This is a genomic window from Faecalimicrobium sp. JNUCC 81 (genome assembly GCF_053667625.1).
Map to the genome: position 1 here is coordinate 1,237,581 of NZ_CM132203.1, position 23,590 is coordinate 1,261,170.

Genomic DNA, 23,590 nt, shown 5'->3' on the forward strand with positions numbered 1-23,590 from the left:
AATAAAAAAATATATTCAAAATAATTGACAATGGTTTATATACCATTTATAATGGTCTTAAGAAAAGCGAAACACCGTTTCATAATATGGAACATGGAGGTTCGGGTTTTAAATTATATTATGGAGGTATGTCATGATCAAAGATATCAACATCGAAAAAATAGTAAAACATAATGTATTTAAGGAAAACGATTTTGTTACGAGGGAAGAAATTAAGTCAGCAATAGAGCAGTGTATAAAAAGAATTGAAAAAAATATGGATAAATTTGTGGAAATGTATCCTACTCCAGCTACATTTGACAACAAGTATAAAATTATAGACAATATAGAGTGGACTACGGGGTTTTGGACAGGTATGCTTTGGTTAGCATATGAATATACAAATGATCAAAAGTTTAAAAACTTAGCTGATAAAAATGTTGATTCATTTAAATATAGAATTGACAACAAAATAGAAGTAGACCATCATGATATGGGATTTTTATATAGTTTATCATGTGTTGCATCTTATAAATTAACTGGTAATGAAAATGCAAAAGAAGCAGCTATTAAAGCGGCAGACCAGCTGATAGGAAGATATCAAGAAACAGGTCAGTTTATACAGGCATGGGGAGAACTTGGAGCCAAAGATAACTACAGATTAATAATAGATTGCCTATTGAATATACCATTACTTTATTGGGCTCATAGGGTTACAGGAGAAAAAAAGTATTATGATATAGCGTTTAAACATTATACTACATCATGCAATAACGTTGTAAGAGATGATGCATCAGCATTCCATACATTCTATTTTGATAATGAAACAGGAAAACCTCTAAAGGGAGTAACAAGACAAGGATACAATGATGATTCTTCTTGGGCAAGAGGCCAAGCATGGGGAGTATATGGTTTACCTTTAAACTATAGATATACTAAAAATGAAGAATGCTTTAGATTATATAAGGGAGTTACAAATTACTTCTTAAATCGTCTTCCTGAGGATAACGTTTGTTTCTGGGACTTAATATTTAATGATGGAGATGATCAATCAAGAGATTCGTCAGCTGCTGCTATAGCAGTATGTGGTATGCATGAGATGAACAAATATTTACCAGAAGTAGATGAAGATAAAGAAACTTATAAATATGCAATGCACACAATATTAAAATCTTTAATTGATAAATATGCTACAAAAGAAGATGATGATGTAGATACATTATTGCTTCATGGTGTTTACTCATGGCATTCAGGAAAAGGTGTTGATGAAGGTAACATATGGGGAGATTATTTCTATCTAGAAGCATTAATAAGATTTTATAAAGATTGGGAATTATATTGGTAATAAAAATAAAAAATTATAAAATAAGGGGTGTTTATTATGGGTATACCGGATATAAAAATGATGAGAATTGATGAAAGATTAATACATGGGCAAGGGCAAATGTGGCTAAGTGCACTAGGAGCTAACTTAGTAATAGTAGCAGATGACGAGGCAAGCACTAATAAAATGCAACAAACATTAATGAAAACAGTAGTACCATCATCAGTTGGAATGAGATTTTTCTCTATAGCAAAAACTTGTGAAGTAATACATAAAGCAGCACCACATCAAAAAATATTTATAGTGTGTAAAAGTCCTGAATCAGCGCTTAAGTTAGTTGATGGTGGAGTACCTATAAAAGAAATAAATATTGGAAATATACATAATCAAGATGGAAAAGAAAAAATAACTAGATCAATATACTTAGGTGAAGATGACAAAAATGTACTAAGAACACTAAGAGACAAGCATGGTGTTAAATTTAACACTAAAACAACTCCAATTGGTGGAGATGGAGCAGTTGAAGTTAATATAAATAATTACTTATAAATTTTTATACTAGGGGGATAAGGTAATGGAAATCGGAATATTCCAGTGTGTACTTATTGGTTTATGGACAGGAATTTGTTTAGGCGGTCAGTTATTAGGAATATATACTAACCGTTCATTAGTACTAGCAACAGGAGTTGGTTTAATATTAGGAGATTTACCAACTGCATTAGCTATGGGAGCAGTTTCAGAAATAGCATTTATGGGATTTGGAGTTGGAGCAGGTGGTACAGTACCTCCTAATCAACTAGGGCCTGGTATAGTAGGGACTTTAATGGCTATAACATTAAAGTCTTCAGGAATGAACCCAGAAACAGCACTTGCATTATCAATGCCATTTGCTGTAGCATTCCAATTTATAATCACAGCAACATATACAGCTATGTCAGGTATACCAACAGCTGCAAGAAAAGCTTTAGAAGCAAAACATTTCAAGAAATTTAGCTTCTTATCTCACTTATCATTTTGGGCATTTGTAGTAGTAGGATTTATAATAGGATTTGCAGCTGCATTTAGTGTTGAAGGAGCTCAAAGTTTAATCAGTATGATACCAGTTTGGATAATAGATGGATTCTCTGTAGCAGGTAGAATGTTACCAGCAATAGGGTTTGCTATGATACTTAATGTTATGGTAAAAAAAGAATATACTGCATTTGTTGTTTTAGGATTTGTTGCAATTACATTCTTCCAATTACCAGTTATAGGAGTAGCATTCTTAGCATTAGTATTTGCGCTATATGATTATCATAATAAGCCAGTGGTAGCAACAGTAAATCAAGTAGAAAGCTCAGAGGAGGATTATTCAGATGGAATCTAAAAAAAACCCAGTATTAAAACTAAAAGATTATTTAATAGTAGCATTTAGATCATTTTTCTTACAATCAGCTTTTAACTACGGAAATTATCAAGGCCTAGGATATGCTAACGTTATGCTACCAGCTTTAAAGAAAATATATGCAAATAATGAAGATCAATTAAAGCAATCAGCAATAGAAAACATAGAATTCTTTAACTCAAACCCTCAGACGTTACCGTTTATAACTAGTATACATTTGGCGCTACTAGATAATGGTGAAAGTGCTGAAAATGCTCGTTCAATTAAAATGGCTCTAATGGGACCTTTATCGGGAATAGGTGATTCATTTTTCCAATTTGGTTTAGCACCATTATTTTCAAGTATAGGTGCAGGTTTAGCTGCAGAAGGATTAATACTAGGACCAATATTATTCTTCTTAGGTATAAATGCATCTTTAATAACGACTAAGGTTTTAACTGGATACTATGGATATAAATTAGGTACTGAGTACATAGAATCATTAAGTGATAAGATGGCAAGTATATCAAGACTTGCAGCTATAGTTGGTATAACAGTCGTATCAGGTCTTGCAGTATCATTTGTAAAAATTACGATTCCGCTTAAGTATTCTGCAACTTTACCAGATGGATCTGTTAATGAAATAGCTTTTCAAACAATCTTAGATAAAATAACACCAAACTTATTACCAGCATTATTTACATTATTTATATTCTACTTAGTTAGAAATAAAAAATGGAATGTATATCAATTATTAGCTTTAACTCTAGCTATAGGTATGATTGGATCAGTAGTAGGGGTAATAGCATAAGAAGGAGTGTAATATGTATAATATATTAATAGTAGGACATGGGAATTTTGCAACCGGTATGAAATCAGCATTTGATTTATTGCTAGGAGATAGTGATAGAGTTTATGCTCAAGATCTTTCAGAAGATATAACTCATGAAAAATTTGAAAATATAGTAACTGATTATTTAAATAAACATGATCAATTAATAGTATTTGCAGATTTGATGGGGGGAGCTCCAAGTCAAATAGTAACAAGAAAAATAGCAGAATTAGCAAGATCAAAAGAACAATTTGTAGTATCAGGAGTATCTTTAGGAATTATGATTGATATTGCGACTAACATATTAGTATTAAATGATGAAGATAATATGTTAGATAAGATAAATAATTCATTAGATTTGGCAAAGTCTACTATGGGAGTTATGAGTCTTTGTGACTTTGAAAATGAAGAAGAGGATTTAGAATGTGAAGATATGATATAAATTTTATATTCATATTAATTAAGGAGTAATAAAATGAAAGGTAGCACAATTTTATTAGTAGTAGTAATATTTATACTGTATATTCTTACTATGATAATTATGCAAAATAAAAGAAAAAATCAAATTCAGATAGAACAATCTAAAAGAGATGAATTTATAAAAAGCATAAAAGTTGGAGACTACGTACTTACTATGTCTGGAATATATGGATATATAAGAAAAATTAATAATAATAAAGTTTCTTTGGAAATATCCAAAAATGTAATAATAAATATTGATGTACAGTCAATAATGGCGACATTAGAAAATTAGTTAAGGCAGTAATATCTATAATATAAAAATAGATTTAAGAAGTGAACTCTAAAATTAGAGTTCACTTTTTTTGCATAAATAGGGACTTCCTTTAATAAAATTTATAAAGAAATAATTTGTACATATTTGATATAAACAAAATTAGTTTTAGGAGGAAGTTTCAATGATAATGATGGTACTTACTAAAAAGAAACTAAAGAAGATGATTACAGTAGCAATAATAGCTATAGTAGTCTTAGTAGGTATAATATTTATGGCAACTAAAGGAAACATTAAGCCTACATTTAAATTATTTAACAGTGTAGAGTTACCATATACTCAAGGTACAAAAAAAAATAGCGGGTACGTTGCATTAACTTGTAATGTAGACCTAGGTTGGGAAACAGAGTATGTAGAGGGAATACTTAAAGCACTAGAAAAAGAAGATGTTAAAATATCTTTTAATGTAACTGGTAGATGGGCAGAAAAAAATCAAGACGTGCTTTTAAAGATTAAAGAACAGGGGCATACAATAGGTAATCATGGACATAAACATCTAGATTATGCAAATTTATCCTATGAAGAAAATCTAGATCAAATAAAAACTTCTAAAAAAATAATAGAAGATATAATCAAGGAAGATACAAAATTCTTCCAAGCTCCATCTGGTTCTTTTGGAGAAGCAACAATGAAGGCAGCAAAAGAAGTAGGTTATACATGCTTTAAATGGGATATAGATACAATAGACTGGCAAAATAGGAAAGAACCAGAAGTTATAGTAGAAAGGGTAAGAAAAAAAGATATGAAAGATGGAAGTATAATATTAATGCATCCTACATATGCAACAATGGAAGGTATAGATGATATTATAAAAATAGTAAGGGACAATGGTTTTAAACCGGGAAGCTTAAATGATATATTTTAAGTGATTTAACCTTATACGTTTATAAATTAGGGGAATAGTTGAATAAAAAATGCTTCTAACTTATAATTGAATACATGTATATTTAACAAAGTTACGATTAAGATAAAATTAAGCTTATATAAAGACGATATAAATGGAGGTTGAGTATGTACAAAACGCATAAATTAGATAACGGACTTACTATAATAGGAGAGGAAATACCTTACCTTAAATCTATTTCTTTAGGGGTTTGGATAAATGCAGGATCTAGAATAGAAGATGAAAAAATAAGTGGAATATCTCACTTTATAGAACATATGCTATTTAAAGGGACAAAGCATAGAACATCAAAAGAAATCGCTAGTGAAATAGATAATTTAGGCGGACAAATAAACGCATTTACAAGTAAAGAGTGTACATGCTACTATGTTAAGCTATTAGATTCACATATAGATATTGGAATGGATATACTTAGTGATATGGTATTAAATCCATTATTTGATGAAAAGGATATTGAAAAAGAAAGATCAGTAATAATTGAAGAACTAAAAATGTATGAAGACTCACCGGAGGACTTAGCATATGATTTATTAACAGAAAATATATATGTAAACAATCCTCTTGGAATGAATATAATAGGAACAACGAAGTCTTTAGATGAAATAAATCAAAAAGATTTATTAAATTACTTTAATAAATACTATGTACCTAATAATGCTGTAATATCTATATCTGGGAATTTTGACTTTGATGAAATGGTTAATAAAATAGAAGATAAATTTAACTTATGGAAACAAAGAGAAGTTAGTGTAGAGGTAGAAAAAGCAGAATTTAACCCTTGCTTTATAGCTAAAAATAAAGATACAGAACAAGTAAATATAGCTATAAGTCTAGAAGCTGTACCATCAGAAAATACAGAAGAAGTTTATGCATTAGCGGTTATAAATACTGTATTTGGCGGTAGTATAAGTTCTAGGTTATTCCAAAAAATTAGAGAGGAACAAGGCTTAGTTTACTCAATATACTCAACTCAAACTTTATATAAAAAGTGTGGAGAGCTAGGTATATTTGCAAGCATGGGACTTGATAACTTAAAAGAAGTATATGAATCAATTATAGAAGAAATAAAAAATATGAGAGAAAATTATTTAACAGAAAAAGAAATTGAAGAAAGTAAAGAACAGCTTAAGGGAAGTTATATATTAGGTTTAGAAAGTACGAGTAGCAGAATGATGGCATTTGGAAAAGCTATGTTACTAAATAAAAATGTAAGAACTACTGATGATATATTAAAATGCATAGACAATGTCAACAGCGAGATGGTAAACAAAGTAATAGATAAAATATTTAATATAGATAAACTAGGCGTATGTATCGTAGGTAGAGGTGTAGAGGATATTAAATTATAGTAATTTACTATTTAATAGATAAAAATTGGGGGGATAAACATGAATTTATCTGAAATAGCAGGTAAAGAAATAGTTAACCTAGTAACAGGGGAAAGACTAGGTGTAATTGGAGAATGTGACCTTATATTAGATGAGACTACGGGAGAAATACTTGCCCTTTTAGTACCAAGAGAAAGAGGATTTTTTGGAATTAAAAAAGATAAATCAACACTAGAAGTACCATGGAGAAATGTTAGAAAGATAGGAAACGACATGATAATAATAGAATATGATGGTGTTTACTAGGAGGCTTATATATGGGGATTTTAGTTCAGAAATTCGGAGGTACATCAGTTGAATCCTATGAAAAAATGAATGAGGTTTGCAAAATAGTAAAGTCGTACAAAGAAAAAGATAAAAATCTAGAATTAGTAGTAGTTGTATCAGCAATGGGAAGAAAAGGTGCACCTTATGCTACTGATACTCTTATAGGTTTGTGTAAAGAAATAGAAGTAGAACCACAAAAAAGAGAACTAGATATCTTAATGTCTTGTGGTGAGATAATATCTGGAACAATACTTGTTAATATGCTTAAATCACAAAATATAGATGCAGTTTTTTTAACTGGAGCTCAAGCAGGAATTATAACTAGTGATGATTTTTCAAATGCAAAAATACTAGATATAAATCCTACTAGAATAATAAATGAGCTTGAGAAGAAAAAAGTAGTTGTAATAGCAGGCTTTCAAGGTGCGACAGAGGATGGAGAAATAACTACACTTGGAAGAGGTGGTAGTGATACTTCAGCTGTTGCAATAGGAAAAGCTCTAGATTGTGATATAGTTGAGATATATACAGATGTAGATGGTATAATGACAGCAGACCCTAGAGTTGAGCCAGGGGCTAAAGTTTTAAAATGTATAGATTATGAAGAAGTATTTCAAATGGCAGATAAAGGTTCAAAAGTAATTCACCCAAGAGCAGTACAACTTGCCAAAAGTGGAAATATAACTTTGGCTATAAAAAATACGCTAAACCCAGCCTGTGAAGGAACTAAAATTTGTCTAGAATGTGACAATAAAAATTGTAAAAAATCTTATGAGAAAAATTTTAATTTTATGGCTACAGTAGCCAATAAAGATAAAATAGCTCAAGTAAAAATAAAAGCAAAAGAAGATGTGTTTATAAATATAATAAATGAACTAGGAAAAAATAATATAAGCATAGATATGATAAACTTTTTTATAGATGAAAAAATATTTATCATAGACGAAGAAAATATAAACAGCTTAGAAGATACATTAAATAAATTTGAAGTAGAATATGAAACAAATAAAGGTTTATCAAAAGTAACCTTAATATGTTCAAACATGACAGGAATACCTGGTATAATGTCTAGGGTAGTAAGTTCACTTGCAAAATCTAAAATAGATTTACTTCAGACATCTGATTCAAATATGACAATATCTTGCTTAGTGAATAAACAAGATATGTCAAGCGCAGTTCATGCCATTCATAATGAATTTTACCTAAAATAGAATATAGATAATAAATACTCCTCTTAAAATATGCGTATTATAAAAAGTAGTAACGTTCGTATAACGAATTTTTTATGATATTTTTGGAAATAATAATCCTAAAGCATATTTTGAGAGGAGTATTACATATGAACTACTATGAAGAGAACAACTTTAATAATAATATAAACATGCCAAATCTTGATGGGAGTAAAAATAAATATAAAACTAAAAGTAAACAAGTAAAAAGTGAGGCTGAAAATAATCCAGTTCCAGAAAGTGAAGAAATACAGAATATAAAACAAATGGGAGTGCCTAATATGCCGCCACAGCCTACTAAAGATATACAATGTATAACTATAATAGGAGAAATAGAAGGTCACTTTATAGGTAATCCGCAAAAGAAAGCTACTAAATATGAACATATAATACCAATGCTTTATTCAATAGAAGAAAGCCCTGAGATAAAAGGGGTTCTAATAGTATTAAATACCGTAGGCGGAGATGTTGAAGCAGGATTAGCTATGGCAGAACTTATAAATTCTACATCTAAAAAAGTAGTAACTTTAGTACTTGGAGGAAGTCACAGTATAGGAGTTCCACTTGCTACAGCTGGAGATTATTCTTTTATAGCACCAACAGCTACAATGATAGTACATCCAATTAGAACTAACGGATTAGTAATTGGTGTTAATGAAACTTTTGAATATTTTAAGAAAATGCAAGAGAGAATAGTTGATTTTATTACTAGAACATCAAATATAGAAAGAGAAACGCTTATAAAAATTATGCACTCAAAGGATGAACTTGTAAGCGATGTAGGTAGTGTTCTTATAGGAAAGGAAGCTGTTGAATGTGGTCTTATAGATGAAGTTGGAGGGTTAAAAGAAGCTTTATCTAAGTTAAGAGAACTAATAAAAGAATCTAATGAAGTAACAAATAGCAATAGTGATGAAAATAAATAAGATTTGTTCAAATAATGTATTATATGATATAATTAAAAAATATAGATTAAAGTGTTAGTGTTAAGGCATTAACACTTTTTGCTATGGTCTAGATAATCAAATTTTAAATATTATAATTAGTTAACTATAGAGATATTTTTTATTAGATATAGTTGATTATATGAAACTGTAGAAAAATAAGAGGTGAGATTGATGGCTAAGAAAAAAAAGAGCAAAAAGAAAGATAATAAACTAAGCTTTAATGCAGAATATCACAACCTAGTAACCATATTTGTAGGTATATTTTTATTATATAGTTTAAATTCAAGTTCAATGGGTTTGATAGGAAACATGATGCAATCATTATTTAAAGGGCTATTTGGGTCTCTTTCAATTGCTATACCATTTATAGTAATTGTAACAGGGATACTTGGATTCTTTGATGGAAATGAGTATATATACAGGCTTAAACATACTAAAGTATATTATGCAGGTATAGCATTTATATTTGTATTTTATGGGCTTATGAATGCTAGAAACCTTCCAGTTGATAGTCCACTAAGTCCAGAAATGTTAAAACCGGTTATGCAAATGGGGGTAAATGGTGAAGGTTGTGGACTGATAGCAACTACAATAACTTACTATTTAAGTAAAATATTTGGTATAACAGGTAGCTGGTTAATAAGTGTATTTGCGCTTATAATAACTGTTATGTTTACATTTAATATATCTATAAAGGATGTAATGTCAAATGTAGCTAGTAAAAATAACAGTAACAAAGATTTAAGTTTTAAGGATCGAGTTTTAAATATGAAACAATCTGCAATAGACATGATAACTGATGAAGTTGATGAAAATACAGTTGTTAAAAAAGAAGGCAAGTTAAAGAATTTTATGTCTAAGAAAAAAGCAGAAAAAGTCGAAGAAGCAGTTATGAATTATGATGAAGACGTTAATGATAAAACTATAAAGATAGTAGGATTTAACAAAGCAGAAGATGAGTATTTAGAAATATTAGAAGGAACTCAAAGTATGTCTGAGCTAGAGGTACTAAAAGGACTTCAAGATATTAAAGAAGAACCTAAAGAAAAGCAAAAATCAAATAATTTAAACAATGATATACAAAAGACTCAACCAATAAATGTTAAATCAGAAGCAACATATGAAAATTATAAAATACCAAGTATTGAGCTTTTAAATAAAGTTGATAAAAAAACTGATGATAATGGTAGAAAGAAAGTGTTAAAAAATGCATCTTTACTTGAAAAGACATTATCTGACTTTGGAGTTGAAGCAAAAGTTAATCAAGTTACAGTTGGACCTACTATAACTAGATATGAAATACAGCCAAGCCCAGGAGTTAAAGTTAGTAAAATAGTAAATTTAACTGATGATATAGCTTTAAGCTTAGCGGCAAAAAGTATAAGAATAGAAGCTCCAATACCAGGTAAAAGTGCAATAGGTATAGAAGTTCCAAATGAAGAAGCACAAATGGTAGGGCTTAGAGATGTTATTGAAAGTGATGAATTTAAAAAGTTTGATTCTCCATTAGCTATGGCTTTAGGTAAAGATATAAGTGGAAAACCAATTATAGGTGATATAGGAAAAATGCCTCATTTACTTATAGCAGGGTCAACTGGTTCTGGGAAAAGTGTTTGTGTAAATACTTTAATAAACAGTATATTATACAAAGCAAAACCTGATGAAGTTAAGTTTTTACTTATAGACCCTAAGGTTGTTGAACTTGCAAGTTATAACGGAATACCACACTTATTAATACCAGTAGTTACAGATCCGAAAAAAGCAGCAAATGCACTTAATTGGGCAGTTGTTGAAATGAATAGAAGATATAAATTATTTGCAGACACTCAAGTAAAAGATATAACAAGTTACAATGAAAAGTCGGAAGAAAAACTTCCAAAGATTGTAATAATAATAGACGAGCTTGCTGACTTAATGATGGCAAGTGCAAATGATGTTGAAGATTATATTTGTAGATTGGCACAAATGGCAAGAGCTGCAGGTATGCATTTAATAGTTGCAACGCAAAGGCCTTCAGTTGATGTTATAACAGGTGTTATAAAAGCAAATATACCATCAAGAATTGCTTTTGCAGTCTCATCTCAAACAGACTCAAGAACTATACTTGATATGGGTGGAGCAGAAAAATTACTTGGTAAAGGTGATATGTTATTCTACCCATTAGGTGCAGCGAAACCCGTAAGACTTCAAGGGGCATTTATATCAGAAAATGAGTCGGAAAAAATTATAGACTACGTGAAGAGCCAAGTAAGGGAAGAAGTTAAATATGAAGATACTATAATGGAAACTATATCTAAGGCTAATATATCTAAATCAAGTGATGAAGATGAATTATTAAACCAAGCTATAGAGTTTGTAGTTGAAAGTGGTCAAGGATCAGCATCTATGCTACAAAGAAAATTTAAAATAGGATTTAATAGAGCAGCAAGACTTATAGACTCTATGGAAGAACGTGGTATTGTTGGTCAAAGCGAAGGAAGTAAACCTAGAAAGGTATTAATGAGCAAACAAGACTTACAAAATTTAGAAGGTGAATAAAATTGAAAACAATAAAGGTAGAGGATGCATTAGTACTTAAAAATGCAATATTTATAGATGTAAGAACAGAATCAGAACACAAAGAAGATAATATACTAAATGCATTTAATATGCCATTATTTAAAGATAATGAGCACAATGAAGTCGGAACTATATATAAAATGCAAGGAAAGCATGAAGCTATCGAAAAGGGATTTGAGTATGTAACTTATAAATTAAAAGATATATACAAGCAAGTAACAGCCTTTGCAGGAGAGTATGATAATATAGTTGTATATTGTGCTAGAGGTGGGATGAGAAGTGGGTCTATAGTTAATCTACTATCATCTCTAGGGATAAATGTTTACCAACTTGAAGGTGGATATAAAGCATACAGAAACTATGTATTAAACTATTTACAAAATATAATGGACACTAAAAACTTTGTAGTAGTACATGGTTTAACTGGAGCAGGAAAAACAGATTTACTAAAGATGTTAGAAGAAAAAAATATAGATAATATTGATTTAGAAGGGATAGCTAAAAATAGTGGGTCTACTTTTGGATTTATAACTTTTGACGAAAAACCACCATCTCAAAAGCATTTTGAGACTAAAATCTTTGAAAATTTATTTTTCTCAACTACTGACTATGTGTTTATAGAAAGTGAAAGTAAAAGAGTAGGACATGTATTAATACCTAATGAAATTTATGATGCAATAGTTAGAGATGGGTATCATTTGCTTTTAGAATGTAGTTTGGAAAATAGAGTAAAAAGATTATGCAGAGATTATATATATGGTAAAGATAGTGAAAATATAGAAGTACTAAAGACGTGTATATCTAAGTTTAGAAAAAGACTTGGTAATAATAAAGTAGATGAGTATATAAATTTATTAGATGAAGGTAAATATGAAGAACTTGTAGAAAAGTATTTAGTAGAATACTATGATCCGCTATATTTACATTCAGTTAAGAAGTATACTTACAATAAAGTTATAAATTTTGATAATATGGAAAAAGCTTTAGAAGAAGCAATGACATTTCATAAAGCAGCAACAAAAGGAGAGATACAATGTTAAAAATAGCACTAGAATCGCTAGGATGTTCTAAAAACTTGGTAGATGCAGAAATAATGATGGGAATACTTAATAAAAAAGGATATAAATTAGTAGGAGACTTTGAAGAAGCGGATATAATATTAGTTAACACTTGTGGATTTATAGAATCAGCAAAGCAAGAATCAATTGATACTATACTTGAACTTGCTGAGCTTAAAGAAACTGCAAATTTAAAAATTCTTATAGTAACAGGATGTTTAGCTCAAAGATATTCTGAAGAATTAAAGGCTGAAATTCCTGAGATAGACGCAATAGTTGGAACAGGAAGTTATCAAAATATAGACGAAATAATAGCGTCATTAAAAGAAGAAAAGCATATAGTAAGCTTAAATGACATAGAATTTGCTTATAATGAAGAGTTACCAAGATATATATCAACTCCGGCTCACATGGCTTATTTAAAGATAGGTGAAGGTTGTGACAATAAGTGTACTTACTGTATAATACCTAAATTAAGGGGTAAATATAGAAGTAGAAAGATGGAAGATATAATAACTGAAGCAAAAGGATTAGCAGCTAGAGGAGTTAAAGAAGTTGTAGTTATAGCACAAGATACAACAAAGTATGGTTGTGACTTATATGGCAAAGAGATGTTACCAGAGCTTTTAGAAGAACTTGCACAAATCGAAGGTCTAAAATGGATAAGAATAATGTATTCATATCCAGAATCTATAACTGAAGAATTAGTTAAAGTTATCAAAAAGTACGATAATATATGTAATTATTTTGATATGCCAATACAACACGCAAGTAATAGAATACTAAAACTAATGAATAGACATACAACTAAAGAAGACATATTATCAAAAATAGAAATGATAAGAAAGTATATACCAGATGCTACTTTAAGAACTACAATAATAGTAGGATTCCCAGGTGAAACTGAAGAAGACTTTGAAGAATTAGTAGAGTTTGCAAAAATAGCTAAATTTGATAGATTAGGTGCATTTGCATATTCAAGAGAAGAAAATACACCAGCAGATAAACTACCTAATCACTTAGACGAAGAAGTTAAGATCGAAAGAAGAGATGCTTTAATGTTAGTTCAACAAGGTATATCACAAGAACTTAATGCAGCTAAAGTTTCAAATGTATATGAAGTATTAGTTGAAGAACAAATAGAAGATAAGGTTTATATAGGAAGAACTCAAGGAGATGCAGAAGAAATAGACAGTATAGTATATGTAAAATCTGAAAATCAGCTTGAGGTTGGAGAATTTGTAACTGTAAAAATAAATAATGCGCTAGAATATGATTTAATGGGAGATGTTATTAATGAACTTGCCTAATAAATTAACTTTATTTAGGATATTTTTAATACCAGTATTCATACTGGTAATGTTATTTGACATACCGAACAAATTTTTGACAGCATGTTTAGTTTTCATAATTGCAGCTATAACAGATGCAATGGATGGAAATATTGCTAGAAAACATAATTTAGTAACTGACTTTGGAAAATTTATGGACCCATTAGCAGATAAACTTTTAGTTATATCAGCACTTATTTGTATGATAGAAGTAGACTTAGTTCCTGGATGGATGGTTATAATAATCGTAGCTAGAGAACTTACTGTAAGTATATTAAGAGCAATTGCAGCAGCTGATGGAAAGGTTATAGCGGCAAGTGGTGGTGGAAAACTAAAAACAATAAGCCAAATGGTAGCAATACCATTATTATTATTAGGGGCTAATTTTGATAATTCACTTTTAATAATAATAGGTGATATAACTATACTTATTGCTACATTACTTACGTTATATTCAGGATGGGAATATTTACATAAAAATAAACATTTATTTATGGATAGTAAATAATAATATAAGCTGTAAAAGATAATTTTAATTACCTTTTACAGCTTTTTAAATATAAATATAAATTTTGTATAAAAATATAAATAAAGGTTTATAAATAAAATGGGTGTGGTAAAATTTTACTGAAAACTTATTTAGAATTCATCATCAAAAATATTTTAAAAATAGATAGATAAAGAACAATTTAAACTATTTTAAGAATTGACTATATAAGATTTATAAGATATAATCAATATATAGTTTAGAGAACAAATGTTTGATTTATATAGATGAAAGGATGGTATTAAAATGAGTATAGAACAAGATAAATTAAAAGCGCTTAATCAAGCGTTAGGACAAATAGAAAAGGAATTCGGTAAGGGTTCAGTAATGAAGTTAGGAGAAGCTACTTCAATGGCAATAGACGTTATACCTACAGGGTCTATAGGTCTTGATATAGCAGTTGGTATAGGAGGACTTCCAAAGGGAAGAATAATAGAAGTATACGGACCAGAATCTTCAGGTAAGACAACAGTTGCACTTCATACTGTAGCAGAAGCACAAAAACAAGGTGGAATAGCAGCATTTATAGATGCAGAACATGCGCTAGATCCAGTTTATGCAAAAGCTTTAGGTGTAGATATAGACAATTTAATAATATCTCAACCAGATACAGGGGAACAAGCGTTAGAAATAGCAGAAGCATTAATAAGAAGTGGTGCAATAGATATAATAGTAGTTGACTCGGTTGCAGCATTAGTTCCAAGAGCGGAAATAGAAGGAGATATGGGAGATAGTCATGTTGGTCTTCAAGCAAGACTTATGTCTCAAGCGCTTAGAAAATTAACAGGTTCTATAAAAAAATCTAACTGCGTGGCATTATTTATAAATCAGTTAAGAGAAAAAGTTGGTATAATGTTTGGTAACCCAGAAACTACAACTGGTGGACGTGCTCTTAAGTTCTACTCTTCAGTAAGACTTGATGTTAGAAGAATAGATTCTATAAAGCAAGGAGACAGAGTAATAGGGAATAGAACAAGAGTTAAGGTTGTTAAAAATAAAGTAGCTCCACCATTTAAGCAAGCAGAGTTTGATATAATGTATGGAGAAGGTATATCTAAAGTTGGAGATTTACTTGATATAGCTGCTGGAGTAGATATAGTTAAAAAATCAGGAGCATGGTATGCTTATGAGGAAATTAAACTTGGACAAGGTAGAGAAAATGTTAAAAAATTCTTAATTGATAATCCAGATTTAATAGAAGAAATAGATGTAAAAGTAAGAAAACATTATAAATTAGATGAAACTAGAGAAAATGCACAAGAAGAAGATACATTAGAATAATAAAAAAATATACACACCTCCTATTAACTTGACATGAGTTAGAAAAAATTATAAAATTAAAGAAGGATAAATTATCTAATTTTGATTTTATAGCAAACTATTTTTAGAAAAATTAAAGTAAGAGTAATTTGCTTAGATTACAAGACAGATTATGTGTATTTAGGGTACTTTACATATATATAGTTTTACTTGTGATTATAAAAATGATTTTGAAAGTTTTAGAGATGACATTTTGGGATTATTAACAAAGGAGGTGGATGTCATAATGCAGTTCGTAATGATTTTAATAGGTGCAGCCGTTGGTATTATAGTAGGATATTTTGTAAGAAAAAATATTTCCGAATCAAAAATAGGTCAAGCTGAAAACCTAGCTAAAGAAATATTAGAAAAGGCAGCTAGAGATTCAGAGACAGTACAAAAAGAAAAGCTACTAGAAGCAAAAGAAGAGATCCATAAGTGGAGAAGCGAAGCTGAAAGAGAAAACAAAGAGAGAAGAATTGATTTACAAAAGTATGAAAAAAGAGTAATTCAAAAAGAAGAAGTATTAGATAAAAAGTTACAAAACTTAGAATCTAAAGAAACTAGTTTAAATGACAAACTAAAAAATGTAGAGAAAAAAACAGAGGAAGTTGAGGTTATAAAGACTCAACAATTAGAAAAGCTAGAGAATATATCAGGGATAACTTCAGATAAAGCAAAGGATATTATATTAACTAATGCTGAAAGAGAAGTAAGACGTGAAATGTCTATAATGATAAAAGAGATAGAAGCTCAAGCTAAAGAAGATGCTGAAAAGAAATCAAGGGAAATAATAGGGTATGCCATCCAAAAATGTGCAGCAGACCATGTTGCAGAAACTACTGTTACAGTAGTAAACTTACCTAATGATGAGATGAAGGGTAGAATCATAGGTAGAGAAGGTAGAAATATAAGAACTTTAGAAACATTAACAGGGATAGATCTTATAATTGATGATACACCAGAAGCTGTAATTTTATCAGGATTCGATCCTATAAGAAGAGAAGTTGCGAGAGTTGCTCTTGAAAAATTAATAGCTGATGGAAGAATACATCCTGCTAGAATAGAAGAGATGGTTGAAAAAGCTAGAAAAGAAGTAGATAACATAATAAAAGAATATGGGGAACAAGCTACTTTTGAAACTGGTGTACATGCAATACATCCTGAATTAGTAAGATTATTAGGTAGACTTAATTATAGAACAAGTTATGGACAAAATGTTCTTAAGCATTCTATAGAAGTAGCTCACATAGCTGGGATAATGGCAGCAGAGATAGGGGCAGATGTTAAATTAGCTAAAAGAGCAGGTTTACTTCATGATATAGGAAAAGCAGTAGATCATGAAATGGAAGGTACACATGTAGAAATAGGTATGGACTTATTAAAGAGATATAAAGAATCAAAAGACGTAATACATGCTATGAGTACTCACCATGGTGACTATGAACCACAAACAATAGAAGCAGTTTTAGTTACTGCAGCAGATGCTATATCAGCAGCTAGACCAGGTGCTAGACGTGAAACTTTAGAAGCGTACATTAAGAGATTAGAAAAATTAGAAGAAATAGCTAATTCTTATGAAGGCGTAGAAAAATCGTTTGCTATACAAGCAGGTAGAGAAGTTAGAATAATGGTTAAACCTGAAAATGTAAGCGATGAGGATATCCACTTATTAGCTAGAGAAATGACTAAAAAAATCGAGGATGAACTTGAATATCCTGGACAAATTAAAGTAAGTATAATAAGAGAAACTAGAGCAATTGAATATGCTAAATAGATAAAAGAGAGGTAAATTACCTCTCTTTTTTAGTTTGAATTTATAAAATTAATATATAAATATTTATAATAAATCAGAATATATAATTAAAATTTGAAATCTAATAATATGTATTAGAAACGGCTTAAAAACTAATATATAGCCTATTATCATATAAATATATTAATACAAAATTTAAATGTATAAAAATTTAAATATATAAAAATAATATATATAAAAGTTATTTAAAATAAAAATATAAAAAGTATATGATACATAACTAAATTGGTAATAATAAATACAAACGCAAAGAAAGGATGTATTTTATGTTAAATAAATTAGCTAAAAATCAATATGTAAAAATAACAAATTGTGATAAAAATGAAGATATAGAATATGGAGTAGTACTTACTGAAAAAGATGATAAGTATGATATAATGAGTGTTGGATTTGAAAATAAAAATGGATCATTTATAGATTATCCTACAGATGTAGAGAATTTAGTACAAACTTATACTACAAAAGATGCTACATTTTATGAAGTAAAAGAAAATGATGTAAGAAGAAAAATGAATTTATGGATAGAAAAGAATTATAAAATGTAATTTATAGGGGGGGTATAATATACTCTCCTTATTTTGTATAAAAACTTATTATATGTATTTAAAATTAAAATTTAATATAAATATGTAAAATTTTACATTTAAAAATAACCGATATAGCAAAGTATAAGTTAAAATGGTATAATTATTATAAAATAAGGGGGAATGTAAGGTGAATCAGTACATAAATATTAACTCTCAACTAGATGCTTTAAAGATAAAAGAAATAGAAAAAAGCTTTTATAAAAAGATGAATCAAGATATTAATATTGTGCCAAAAGTTACTCCTTTTAAAGGAATAAATACAGATATGTTGTATATAAAAGATAATAAGATTTTATTTATAAAATTTATGGATACAACAGAGGATTTATTTTTCATATTAGAAGAAGAGCTAATTGAAGTAATGAATGAAGAAAATGATTTACTAAAACTTAAAATGGCACAAAATAATAAAAATATATTCTATAATTATATTTTTATTATGCCATATATAGAATTAGATGACGATTATAAAGATAATGAATTTGTTAATAATCATATAATAGATAAGACTAAACTTCAAAATATTATAGACAATAAAGACCTTATAAATGGTTACTTAAAAGAAAGTAATAATGAGATAGATTTAAATTTATTTATATTAGAAATATGTCCAGAATACTATGTTATAAACGATAAGGCTAATTTAAATAAAAAGTTTAAAAAAATCTCATTTTATAATGATGATTATAAATATAGTGCTGATATGATAAAAGGTAGCCAAATGAGAGATGTAATATCTATAAAGTATGGTAATACATTATTTACAGGCGGTTCTGGGACAGGTAAGAGTACTATTATGATATCTAGAGCTATGAAATTAGCTAGAGTATATCCGCATCATAAGTTTTTAATATTAACGGATTCAAAGCAAGCATGTAATGAATTAAGAGAAAAAGTACAACTATTATATAAGGGGAATAATAACTTAGAAATATATACATTTAGTTCTTTTATTTTTAAATTAGCTAAAAAGTATAATTTAATTGTAGATTATAATATGCTGAAAAAAGATTTTGAAAAAACTTTCAATAATTTATTAAAACAAGCCAAAAATATTATAAAAAATAAACACATGTTTAAAGGAATATTTATAGATGAGGCGGAAAGTTTTTCAAAATCAAATATAGAGTTTATTAGAGAATTTTTATATAAGAGTAAGTTTATATTTAATATGTTTTCATGTGACTCAATAAATATATCTACTAATTTAAATATATTTAAAGGTGTATATGATGATATAGAATTTGAAGAGAAAATATTCTTAGATAAAAACTATAGACAGTCTATGGAACTTGTTGAGTTTGGCAATAATTACGCTAAAAATTCTAATGAATATATTAAAAATTTAAGAAGTAATATAAATCATAATGAATTTTATGAAACTAAAGCAATTAGAAGTGGAAATAAAGCTGTAGATATTATAAAAGTTAGTGATTTAGATGAACAAATTAGCTCTGTTTTATGGGAAATTGAATATTTAGTAAGTAAAAAAGGACTAGATTATTCTGAAATAGGAATTATATATCCATATAATAAGAAAAAACTTAAAAATGGCAAAACTATATACTTCCAATATATGCTTAAAAAGGCCCTAGAAGAAGCTGAAATACCATATATATATGCAGAAGAGAATTTAACTAATATAAGCAAAAAACCTGGCGTTACAATGTCTAATATTTATACAATTAGAAACTTAGAATATAAGGCAATAATAATTTGTCAGTTAGAAATGCTATATAATCATAAAATAAATGATAAAGAACAAGATTATCAAATAAATGACTTCGTAGGAGATTTAAATAAAGTATATTTAGCTATAAATAGAGCTTGTGATTACTTAAGTATAATCACTACTTTTAATGAAAACTCTAGCGATATAATAAAGCTTCTTATAGAGTCAAAATAAAAAAGAAGCACATTTGTGCTTCTTTTACTTTATAATACTAAAATATCCAGAAATAGCTAAGTACTATTACCCCTAGAACTATTCTATAGTAACCAAATACTTTAAAGTCATGTTTTTTAATATAATCCATTAATAATTTAATAACAAATACTGAAATAATAAATGCTACTATAGAGCCAGTTGCTAGTACAATCCATTCAAATCCAGTAAATGCAAAACCTGCTTTATAAAGTTTTAAAGCACTAGCACCAAGCATAGTTGGTATAGCTAAGAAGAATGAGAATTCTGCAGCTACATATCTAGATGCTCCTAAAAGTGTAGCACCTATTATAGTAGAACCAGATCTAGATGTACCAGGTATTAAAGCTAAGCATTGGAATAATCCAATACCAATAGCTAACTTATATGTAAGCTGTGAAAAATCATTAACTTTAGGTTTTTTATTTCTGTTTTCAAGAACTATCATTATTATACCGTAAACTATAAGTGCTATAGCTACAGTAGTTGAATTAAAGAATAACTCATCTATTTTATCTTCATATAATACACCAATTAAACAAGACGGTATAACTGCGATTATAACTTTAATCCATAAATCTATAGTTTCACGTTGTTGAATTCTGCTCTTTGAGCTATCAAATGGATTTAGCTTTTTAAAGAATATTGTAAGAACAGCCAGGATTGAACCAAACTGAATTACTACTAAAAAGGTACTTATAAATTCAGGACGCATATCTAGTTTTATAAACTCATCAACTAGTATCATATGTCCAGTACTACTTACAGGTAACCATTCAGTAATTCCTTGAACTACACCTAAGATAATAGCTTTTAAAATATCAAGCATATTAATTACCTCCAATTTAAAATCTAAGTAACGTAAAATACGTTAACTATAAAAGTATATCAATATTATAAAATATATTCAATACATAAGATTAAATATTAAATAAATTATAAAGAATAGGAAAGGAGACATTATGTATACTACAAAGGGATTAGATGATTATGAATATGAAGTTTTTAAAAGTTTTGCAAGGAAGCTAAGCCCAACAACAAAGCATGACTACTTATCTAAAATAACATTATTTAAAGAATTTCTGAAAAATAAAGACTTAGTTTATGTAACAAAACATGATTGTAAAAAATTTATAGACTATATTCAAGAAAGATATGCAAAATCAACATGTGAAAAAATTTATAGTTATTTACATAGTTTCTATAATTTTTTAATGAAAGAAGAATATATAGAAATAAATCCTTTTAGACATGTTGAAAAACCAGCAGTAACAAGAATAAAAACTAAAGATGATGTACTTAGCATACAAGAAATAAATAAGCTTATAGACGTATTACATAAACTAAATATTAGAGATAGGGTAATAATAGTATTCTTAATAACTACGGGATGCTTACTAAATGAGCTTGTAAACTTAAAATGGAAAGATATAATGGTTGATGAGAAAGATAACTATTATACTAAATTAGGAAAAGGTAGAAAAGAAAGAATAGTTAAACTTCATCCATATTGCTTTAAATTAATAGAAGATTATAGAAATTACTCAGGATTAGAGGAAATTATAACTCCAAGTGAAGATTTTGTATTTACTACACAAAAGAGTAATTCTATAACAGATAGAAATGTAAGATTAATAGTAAGTAAGGCATTAAGTTTAGCAGGACTGTCTCAGTATTCAGCAAAAGATTTTAGACATTCATTTGCAGCTATAGCATTAAGATTAGGTGCAGAGGAAGAAGATATAAAAAATCAATTGGGATGGAGCGATAAATACTATGCAATAAGGTATAAATATGTTTTAAATTTTGTTGATAGTGAAAGTGTAGATTACTTAGCGAATAAGGAAAATCTCAAGATAAATGAAAAGTAAATATGAACATAAACAAAAAAAAACTTGTTATGGTTCGGCATATTTTGTATAATTAGGTTATAAAAAGACTCAAGGAAGGTGCAAATTATGATAGATAACAAATATAACACATATACAAATCCTTTAACAGACAGATATTGTAGCAAAGACATGAGCTACATATTCTCGCCACAATTTAAATTCTCTACTTGGAGAAAATTATGGGTTGCACTTGCAGAAGGTGAAAAAGAACTAGGAATAAATATAACTGATGAGCAAATAGCTGAGTTAAAAGCTAATATAGAAAATATAAATTTTGATGAAGCTAGAAAAATAGAAAAAGAAGTTAGACATGATGTTATGAGTCATGTAAAAGCATATGGTATGCAATGTGAAAATGCTAAAGGTATAATACATTTAGGTGCTACTTCAGCATATGTTGGAGATAACACAGATGTTATACAAATGAATGAAGCATTAAAACTTATAAGAGTTAAACTTGTAAACCTAATAAATAATTTAAAAGAATTCGCTCTAAAATATAAAGATATGCCAACACTTGGATTTACTCACTTCCAAGCTGCTCAACTTACAACAGTTGGTAAAAGAGCAACTTTATGGGCTCAAGATTTAATAATAGATTTAGAAGATTTAAATTATAGAATAGATAATATGAAACTAAGAGGTGTTAAGGGTACTACTGGTACTCAAGCAAGTTTTGTTAGCTTATTTGAAGGCGATACAGATAAAATAAAAGAACTTGATAGATTAGTTTGTGAAAAAATGGGATACAAGTCTTCATATGCTGTAAGTGGTCAAACTTATACAAGAAAATTAGACTATCAAGTAATAAGCGTATTATCAGGTATAGCTCAAAGTATGCACAAAATGACTAACGACATAAGACTTTTACAAAGTTTAAAAGAATTAGAAGAGCCTTTTGAAAAAAATCAAATAGGTTCATCTGCAATGGCTTACAAAAGAAATCCAATGAGAAGTGAAAGAATAGCGTCACTTTCTAAGTATATAATATCAGAATCTTTAAGTCCTGCATTAGTACAAGCTACTCAATGGTTAGAAAGAAGCTTAGACGATTCAGCAAATAAAAGATTAGCTATACCTCAAGCATTTATGGCAGCAGATGCTATAATTGAAATAGGAATGAATGTAACTGATGGATTAGTAGTTTATGAAAGCATGATAAATAAACATATAAATGAGGAACTTCCATTTATGGCAACAGAAACTATTTTAATGGAAGCTGTAAAAAGAGGTGGAGACAGACAAGAGCTTCATGAAATAATAAGAGAATATTCTATGAAGGCAGCTTATAGAGTTAAGCATGAAGGTTTAGATAATAATTTAATGGAGCTTATAATGAATGATGATTCATTTAAAATGAGTAAAGAAGAAATGTTATCTATAATGGATCCTAAAAACTTTGTTGGAAGAGCTCCAGAGCAAGTTGTAGAATTTGTAAATGAAACATTAGAACCTGCAATAGAGTCTTATAAAGAAGATATAGGATTAAAAATAGATTTACACGTATAAAATTTTATATAAAGAGTTAAAAAATAAGCTCATATTGATAAG

At 28.7% G+C, this 23,590-nt stretch carries 22 protein-coding genes; 21 read left to right on the forward strand and 1 reads right to left on the reverse strand.

The features are described from left to right. Positions 1–133 precede the first annotated feature (133 nt). The 19 genes from JNUCC81_RS06225 (at position 134) to JNUCC81_RS06315 (ending at position 20,129) form a co-directional block, all read left to right on the forward strand. Positions 134–1,324, forward strand: a complete 1,191-nt coding sequence (locus JNUCC81_RS06225; RefSeq protein WP_454095796.1) for a glycoside hydrolase family 88 protein — start codon at positions 134–136, stop codon at positions 1,322–1,324. 36 nt (positions 1,325–1,360) lie between these two features. Further along, positions 1,361–1,852: a PTS sugar transporter subunit IIB gene (locus JNUCC81_RS06230; RefSeq protein WP_454095797.1), complete on the forward strand. Its 492-nt coding sequence runs from the start codon at positions 1,361–1,363 to the stop codon at positions 1,850–1,852. A gap of 25 nt (positions 1,853–1,877) precedes the next feature. Beyond that, complete coding sequence (locus JNUCC81_RS06235) at positions 1,878–2,669, forward strand: PTS mannose/fructose/sorbose/N-acetylgalactosamine transporter subunit IIC (protein ID WP_454095798.1); 792 nt, start codon at positions 1,878–1,880, stop codon at positions 2,667–2,669. Continuing rightward, positions 2,659–3,477: a PTS system mannose/fructose/sorbose family transporter subunit IID gene (locus JNUCC81_RS06240; RefSeq protein ID WP_208333373.1), complete on the forward strand. Its 819-nt coding sequence runs from the start codon at positions 2,659–2,661 to the stop codon at positions 3,475–3,477. Before JNUCC81_RS06235 ends, JNUCC81_RS06240 begins: the two co-directional genes overlap by 11 nt. Before the next feature lie 13 nt (positions 3,478–3,490). Beyond that, a complete protein-coding gene (locus JNUCC81_RS06245; RefSeq protein ID WP_454095799.1) occupies positions 3,491–3,940 on the forward strand; it encodes a PTS sugar transporter subunit IIA in 450 nt (149 codons plus the stop codon). 33 nt (positions 3,941–3,973) lie between these two features. Next, the gene (gene yajC, locus JNUCC81_RS06250; RefSeq protein ID WP_208333375.1) at positions 3,974–4,252 is read left to right on the forward strand and encodes a preprotein translocase subunit YajC; all 279 of its coding nucleotides are present in this window, start codon (positions 3,974–3,976) and stop codon (positions 4,250–4,252) included. Between the two features lie 163 nt (positions 4,253–4,415). Then, positions 4,416–5,156, forward strand: a complete 741-nt coding sequence (locus JNUCC81_RS06255) for a polysaccharide deacetylase family protein (protein WP_454095800.1) — start codon at positions 4,416–4,418, stop codon at positions 5,154–5,156. Between the two features lie 146 nt (positions 5,157–5,302). Next, positions 5,303–6,544: a M16 family metallopeptidase gene (locus JNUCC81_RS06260; protein ID WP_454095801.1), complete on the forward strand. Its 1,242-nt coding sequence runs from the start codon at positions 5,303–5,305 to the stop codon at positions 6,542–6,544. 39 nt (positions 6,545–6,583) lie between these two features. After that, entirely contained in the window at positions 6,584–6,829 is a 246-nt protein-coding gene (locus JNUCC81_RS06265; RefSeq protein ID WP_208333378.1) for a YlmC/YmxH family sporulation protein, read from the forward strand. 11 nt (positions 6,830–6,840) lie between these two features. Then, positions 6,841–8,061 (forward strand): aspartate kinase, encoded by a 1,221-nt coding sequence (gene dapG / locus JNUCC81_RS06270; RefSeq protein ID WP_454095802.1) that lies wholly within the window; start codon positions 6,841–6,843, stop codon positions 8,059–8,061. A gap of 128 nt (positions 8,062–8,189) precedes the next feature. Continuing rightward, positions 8,190–9,005, forward strand: coding sequence for a ClpP family protease (locus JNUCC81_RS06275; protein WP_454095803.1), 816 nt, complete (start codon positions 8,190–8,192; stop codon positions 9,003–9,005). Positions 9,006–9,197: 192 nt separating this feature from the next. Continuing rightward, positions 9,198–11,564, forward strand: a complete 2,367-nt coding sequence (locus JNUCC81_RS06280; protein ID WP_454095804.1) for a DNA translocase FtsK 4TM domain-containing protein — start codon at positions 9,198–9,200, stop codon at positions 11,562–11,564. A 2-nt stretch (positions 11,565–11,566) separates the two neighbouring features. Beyond that, on the forward strand, positions 11,567–12,625 hold the full coding sequence (gene mnmH / locus JNUCC81_RS06285) for a tRNA 2-selenouridine(34) synthase MnmH (RefSeq protein WP_454095805.1): 1,059 nt from the start codon (positions 11,567–11,569) through the stop codon (positions 12,623–12,625). Further along, positions 12,619–13,953 (forward strand): 30S ribosomal protein S12 methylthiotransferase RimO, encoded by a 1,335-nt coding sequence (rimO, locus tag JNUCC81_RS06290; RefSeq protein WP_454095806.1) that lies wholly within the window; start codon positions 12,619–12,621, stop codon positions 13,951–13,953. Before mnmH ends, rimO begins: the two co-directional genes overlap by 7 nt. Continuing rightward, entirely contained in the window at positions 13,940–14,482 is a 543-nt protein-coding gene (gene pgsA, locus JNUCC81_RS06295) for a CDP-diacylglycerol--glycerol-3-phosphate 3-phosphatidyltransferase (protein WP_454095807.1), read from the forward strand. Before rimO ends, pgsA begins: the two co-directional genes overlap by 14 nt. 285 nt (positions 14,483–14,767) lie before the next feature. Then, positions 14,768–15,802 carry a recombinase RecA gene (gene recA, locus JNUCC81_RS06300; protein ID WP_454095808.1) on the forward strand — a complete coding sequence of 345 codons (1,035 nt, stop codon included), beginning with the start codon at positions 14,768–14,770 and terminating at the stop codon, positions 15,800–15,802. 253 nt (positions 15,803–16,055) lie between these two features. Continuing rightward, a complete protein-coding gene (rny, locus tag JNUCC81_RS06305) occupies positions 16,056–17,597 on the forward strand; it encodes a ribonuclease Y (RefSeq protein ID WP_208333394.1) in 1,542 nt (513 codons plus the stop codon). A gap of 305 nt (positions 17,598–17,902) precedes the next feature. Then, positions 17,903–18,181 (forward strand): hypothetical protein, encoded by a 279-nt coding sequence (locus JNUCC81_RS06310; RefSeq protein ID WP_454095809.1) that lies wholly within the window; start codon positions 17,903–17,905, stop codon positions 18,179–18,181. A gap of 169 nt (positions 18,182–18,350) precedes the next feature. Continuing rightward, complete coding sequence (locus JNUCC81_RS06315; RefSeq protein ID WP_454095810.1) at positions 18,351–20,129, forward strand: UvrD-helicase domain-containing protein; 1,779 nt, start codon at positions 18,351–18,353, stop codon at positions 20,127–20,129. 37 nt (positions 20,130–20,166) lie between these two features. On the opposite strand, the gene JNUCC81_RS06320 is transcribed toward JNUCC81_RS06315, so the two are convergent. Beyond that, a complete protein-coding gene (locus tag JNUCC81_RS06320; protein WP_454095811.1) occupies positions 20,167–20,976 on the reverse strand; it encodes an undecaprenyl-diphosphate phosphatase in 810 nt (269 codons plus the stop codon). Between the two features lie 133 nt (positions 20,977–21,109). Here JNUCC81_RS06320 and JNUCC81_RS06325 point away from each other — a divergent pair, with 133 nt between their 5' ends. Both JNUCC81_RS06325 and purB read left to right on the forward strand, forming a co-directional pair. Continuing rightward, positions 21,110–22,018 carry a tyrosine-type recombinase/integrase gene (locus tag JNUCC81_RS06325; RefSeq protein WP_454095812.1) on the forward strand — a complete coding sequence of 303 codons (909 nt, stop codon included), beginning with the start codon at positions 21,110–21,112 and terminating at the stop codon, positions 22,016–22,018. An 87-nt stretch (positions 22,019–22,105) separates the two neighbouring features. Next, positions 22,106–23,548 carry an adenylosuccinate lyase gene (gene purB / locus JNUCC81_RS06330; RefSeq protein ID WP_454095813.1) on the forward strand — a complete coding sequence of 481 codons (1,443 nt, stop codon included), beginning with the start codon at positions 22,106–22,108 and terminating at the stop codon, positions 23,546–23,548. The last annotated feature ends 42 nt before the right edge of the window (positions 23,549–23,590 follow it).

Bases quoted from the DNA above. Each gene is read 5' to 3' on its own strand.
- dapG (WP_454095802.1), top strand. From the start codon at position 6,841: ATGGGGATTTTAGTTCAGAAATTCGGAGGTACATCAGTTGAATCCTAT.
- JNUCC81_RS06325 (WP_454095812.1), top strand. From the start codon at position 21,110: ATGTATACTACAAAGGGATTAGATGATTATGAATATGAAGTTTTTAAA.
- JNUCC81_RS06230 (WP_454095797.1), top strand. From the start codon at position 1,361: ATGGGTATACCGGATATAAAAATGATGAGAATTGATGAAAGATTAATA.
- JNUCC81_RS06280 (WP_454095804.1), top strand. From the start codon at position 9,198: ATGGCTAAGAAAAAAAAGAGCAAAAAGAAAGATAATAAACTAAGCTTT.
- yajC (WP_208333375.1), top strand. From the start codon at position 3,974: ATGAAAGGTAGCACAATTTTATTAGTAGTAGTAATATTTATACTGTAT.
- recA (WP_454095808.1), top strand. From the start codon at position 14,768: ATGAGTATAGAACAAGATAAATTAAAAGCGCTTAATCAAGCGTTAGGA.
- JNUCC81_RS06265 (WP_208333378.1), top strand. From the start codon at position 6,584: ATGAATTTATCTGAAATAGCAGGTAAAGAAATAGTTAACCTAGTAACA.
- JNUCC81_RS06260 (WP_454095801.1), top strand. From the start codon at position 5,303: ATGTACAAAACGCATAAATTAGATAACGGACTTACTATAATAGGAGAG.
- JNUCC81_RS06245 (WP_454095799.1), top strand. From the start codon at position 3,491: ATGTATAATATATTAATAGTAGGACATGGGAATTTTGCAACCGGTATG.
- JNUCC81_RS06235 (WP_454095798.1), top strand. From the start codon at position 1,878: ATGGAAATCGGAATATTCCAGTGTGTACTTATTGGTTTATGGACAGGA.
- pgsA (WP_454095807.1), top strand. From the start codon at position 13,940: ATGAACTTGCCTAATAAATTAACTTTATTTAGGATATTTTTAATACCA.
- JNUCC81_RS06310 (WP_454095809.1), top strand. From the start codon at position 17,903: ATGTTAAATAAATTAGCTAAAAATCAATATGTAAAAATAACAAATTGT.
- JNUCC81_RS06240 (WP_208333373.1), top strand. From the start codon at position 2,659: ATGGAATCTAAAAAAAACCCAGTATTAAAACTAAAAGATTATTTAATA.
- JNUCC81_RS06225 (WP_454095796.1), top strand. From the start codon at position 134: ATGATCAAAGATATCAACATCGAAAAAATAGTAAAACATAATGTATTT.
- JNUCC81_RS06320 (WP_454095811.1), bottom strand. From the start codon at position 20,976: ATGCTTGATATTTTAAAAGCTATTATCTTAGGTGTAGTTCAAGGAATT.
- JNUCC81_RS06275 (WP_454095803.1), top strand. From the start codon at position 8,190: ATGAACTACTATGAAGAGAACAACTTTAATAATAATATAAACATGCCA.
- purB (WP_454095813.1), top strand. From the start codon at position 22,106: ATGATAGATAACAAATATAACACATATACAAATCCTTTAACAGACAGA.
- JNUCC81_RS06255 (WP_454095800.1), top strand. From the start codon at position 4,416: ATGATAATGATGGTACTTACTAAAAAGAAACTAAAGAAGATGATTACA.
- rimO (WP_454095806.1), top strand. From the start codon at position 12,619: ATGTTAAAAATAGCACTAGAATCGCTAGGATGTTCTAAAAACTTGGTA.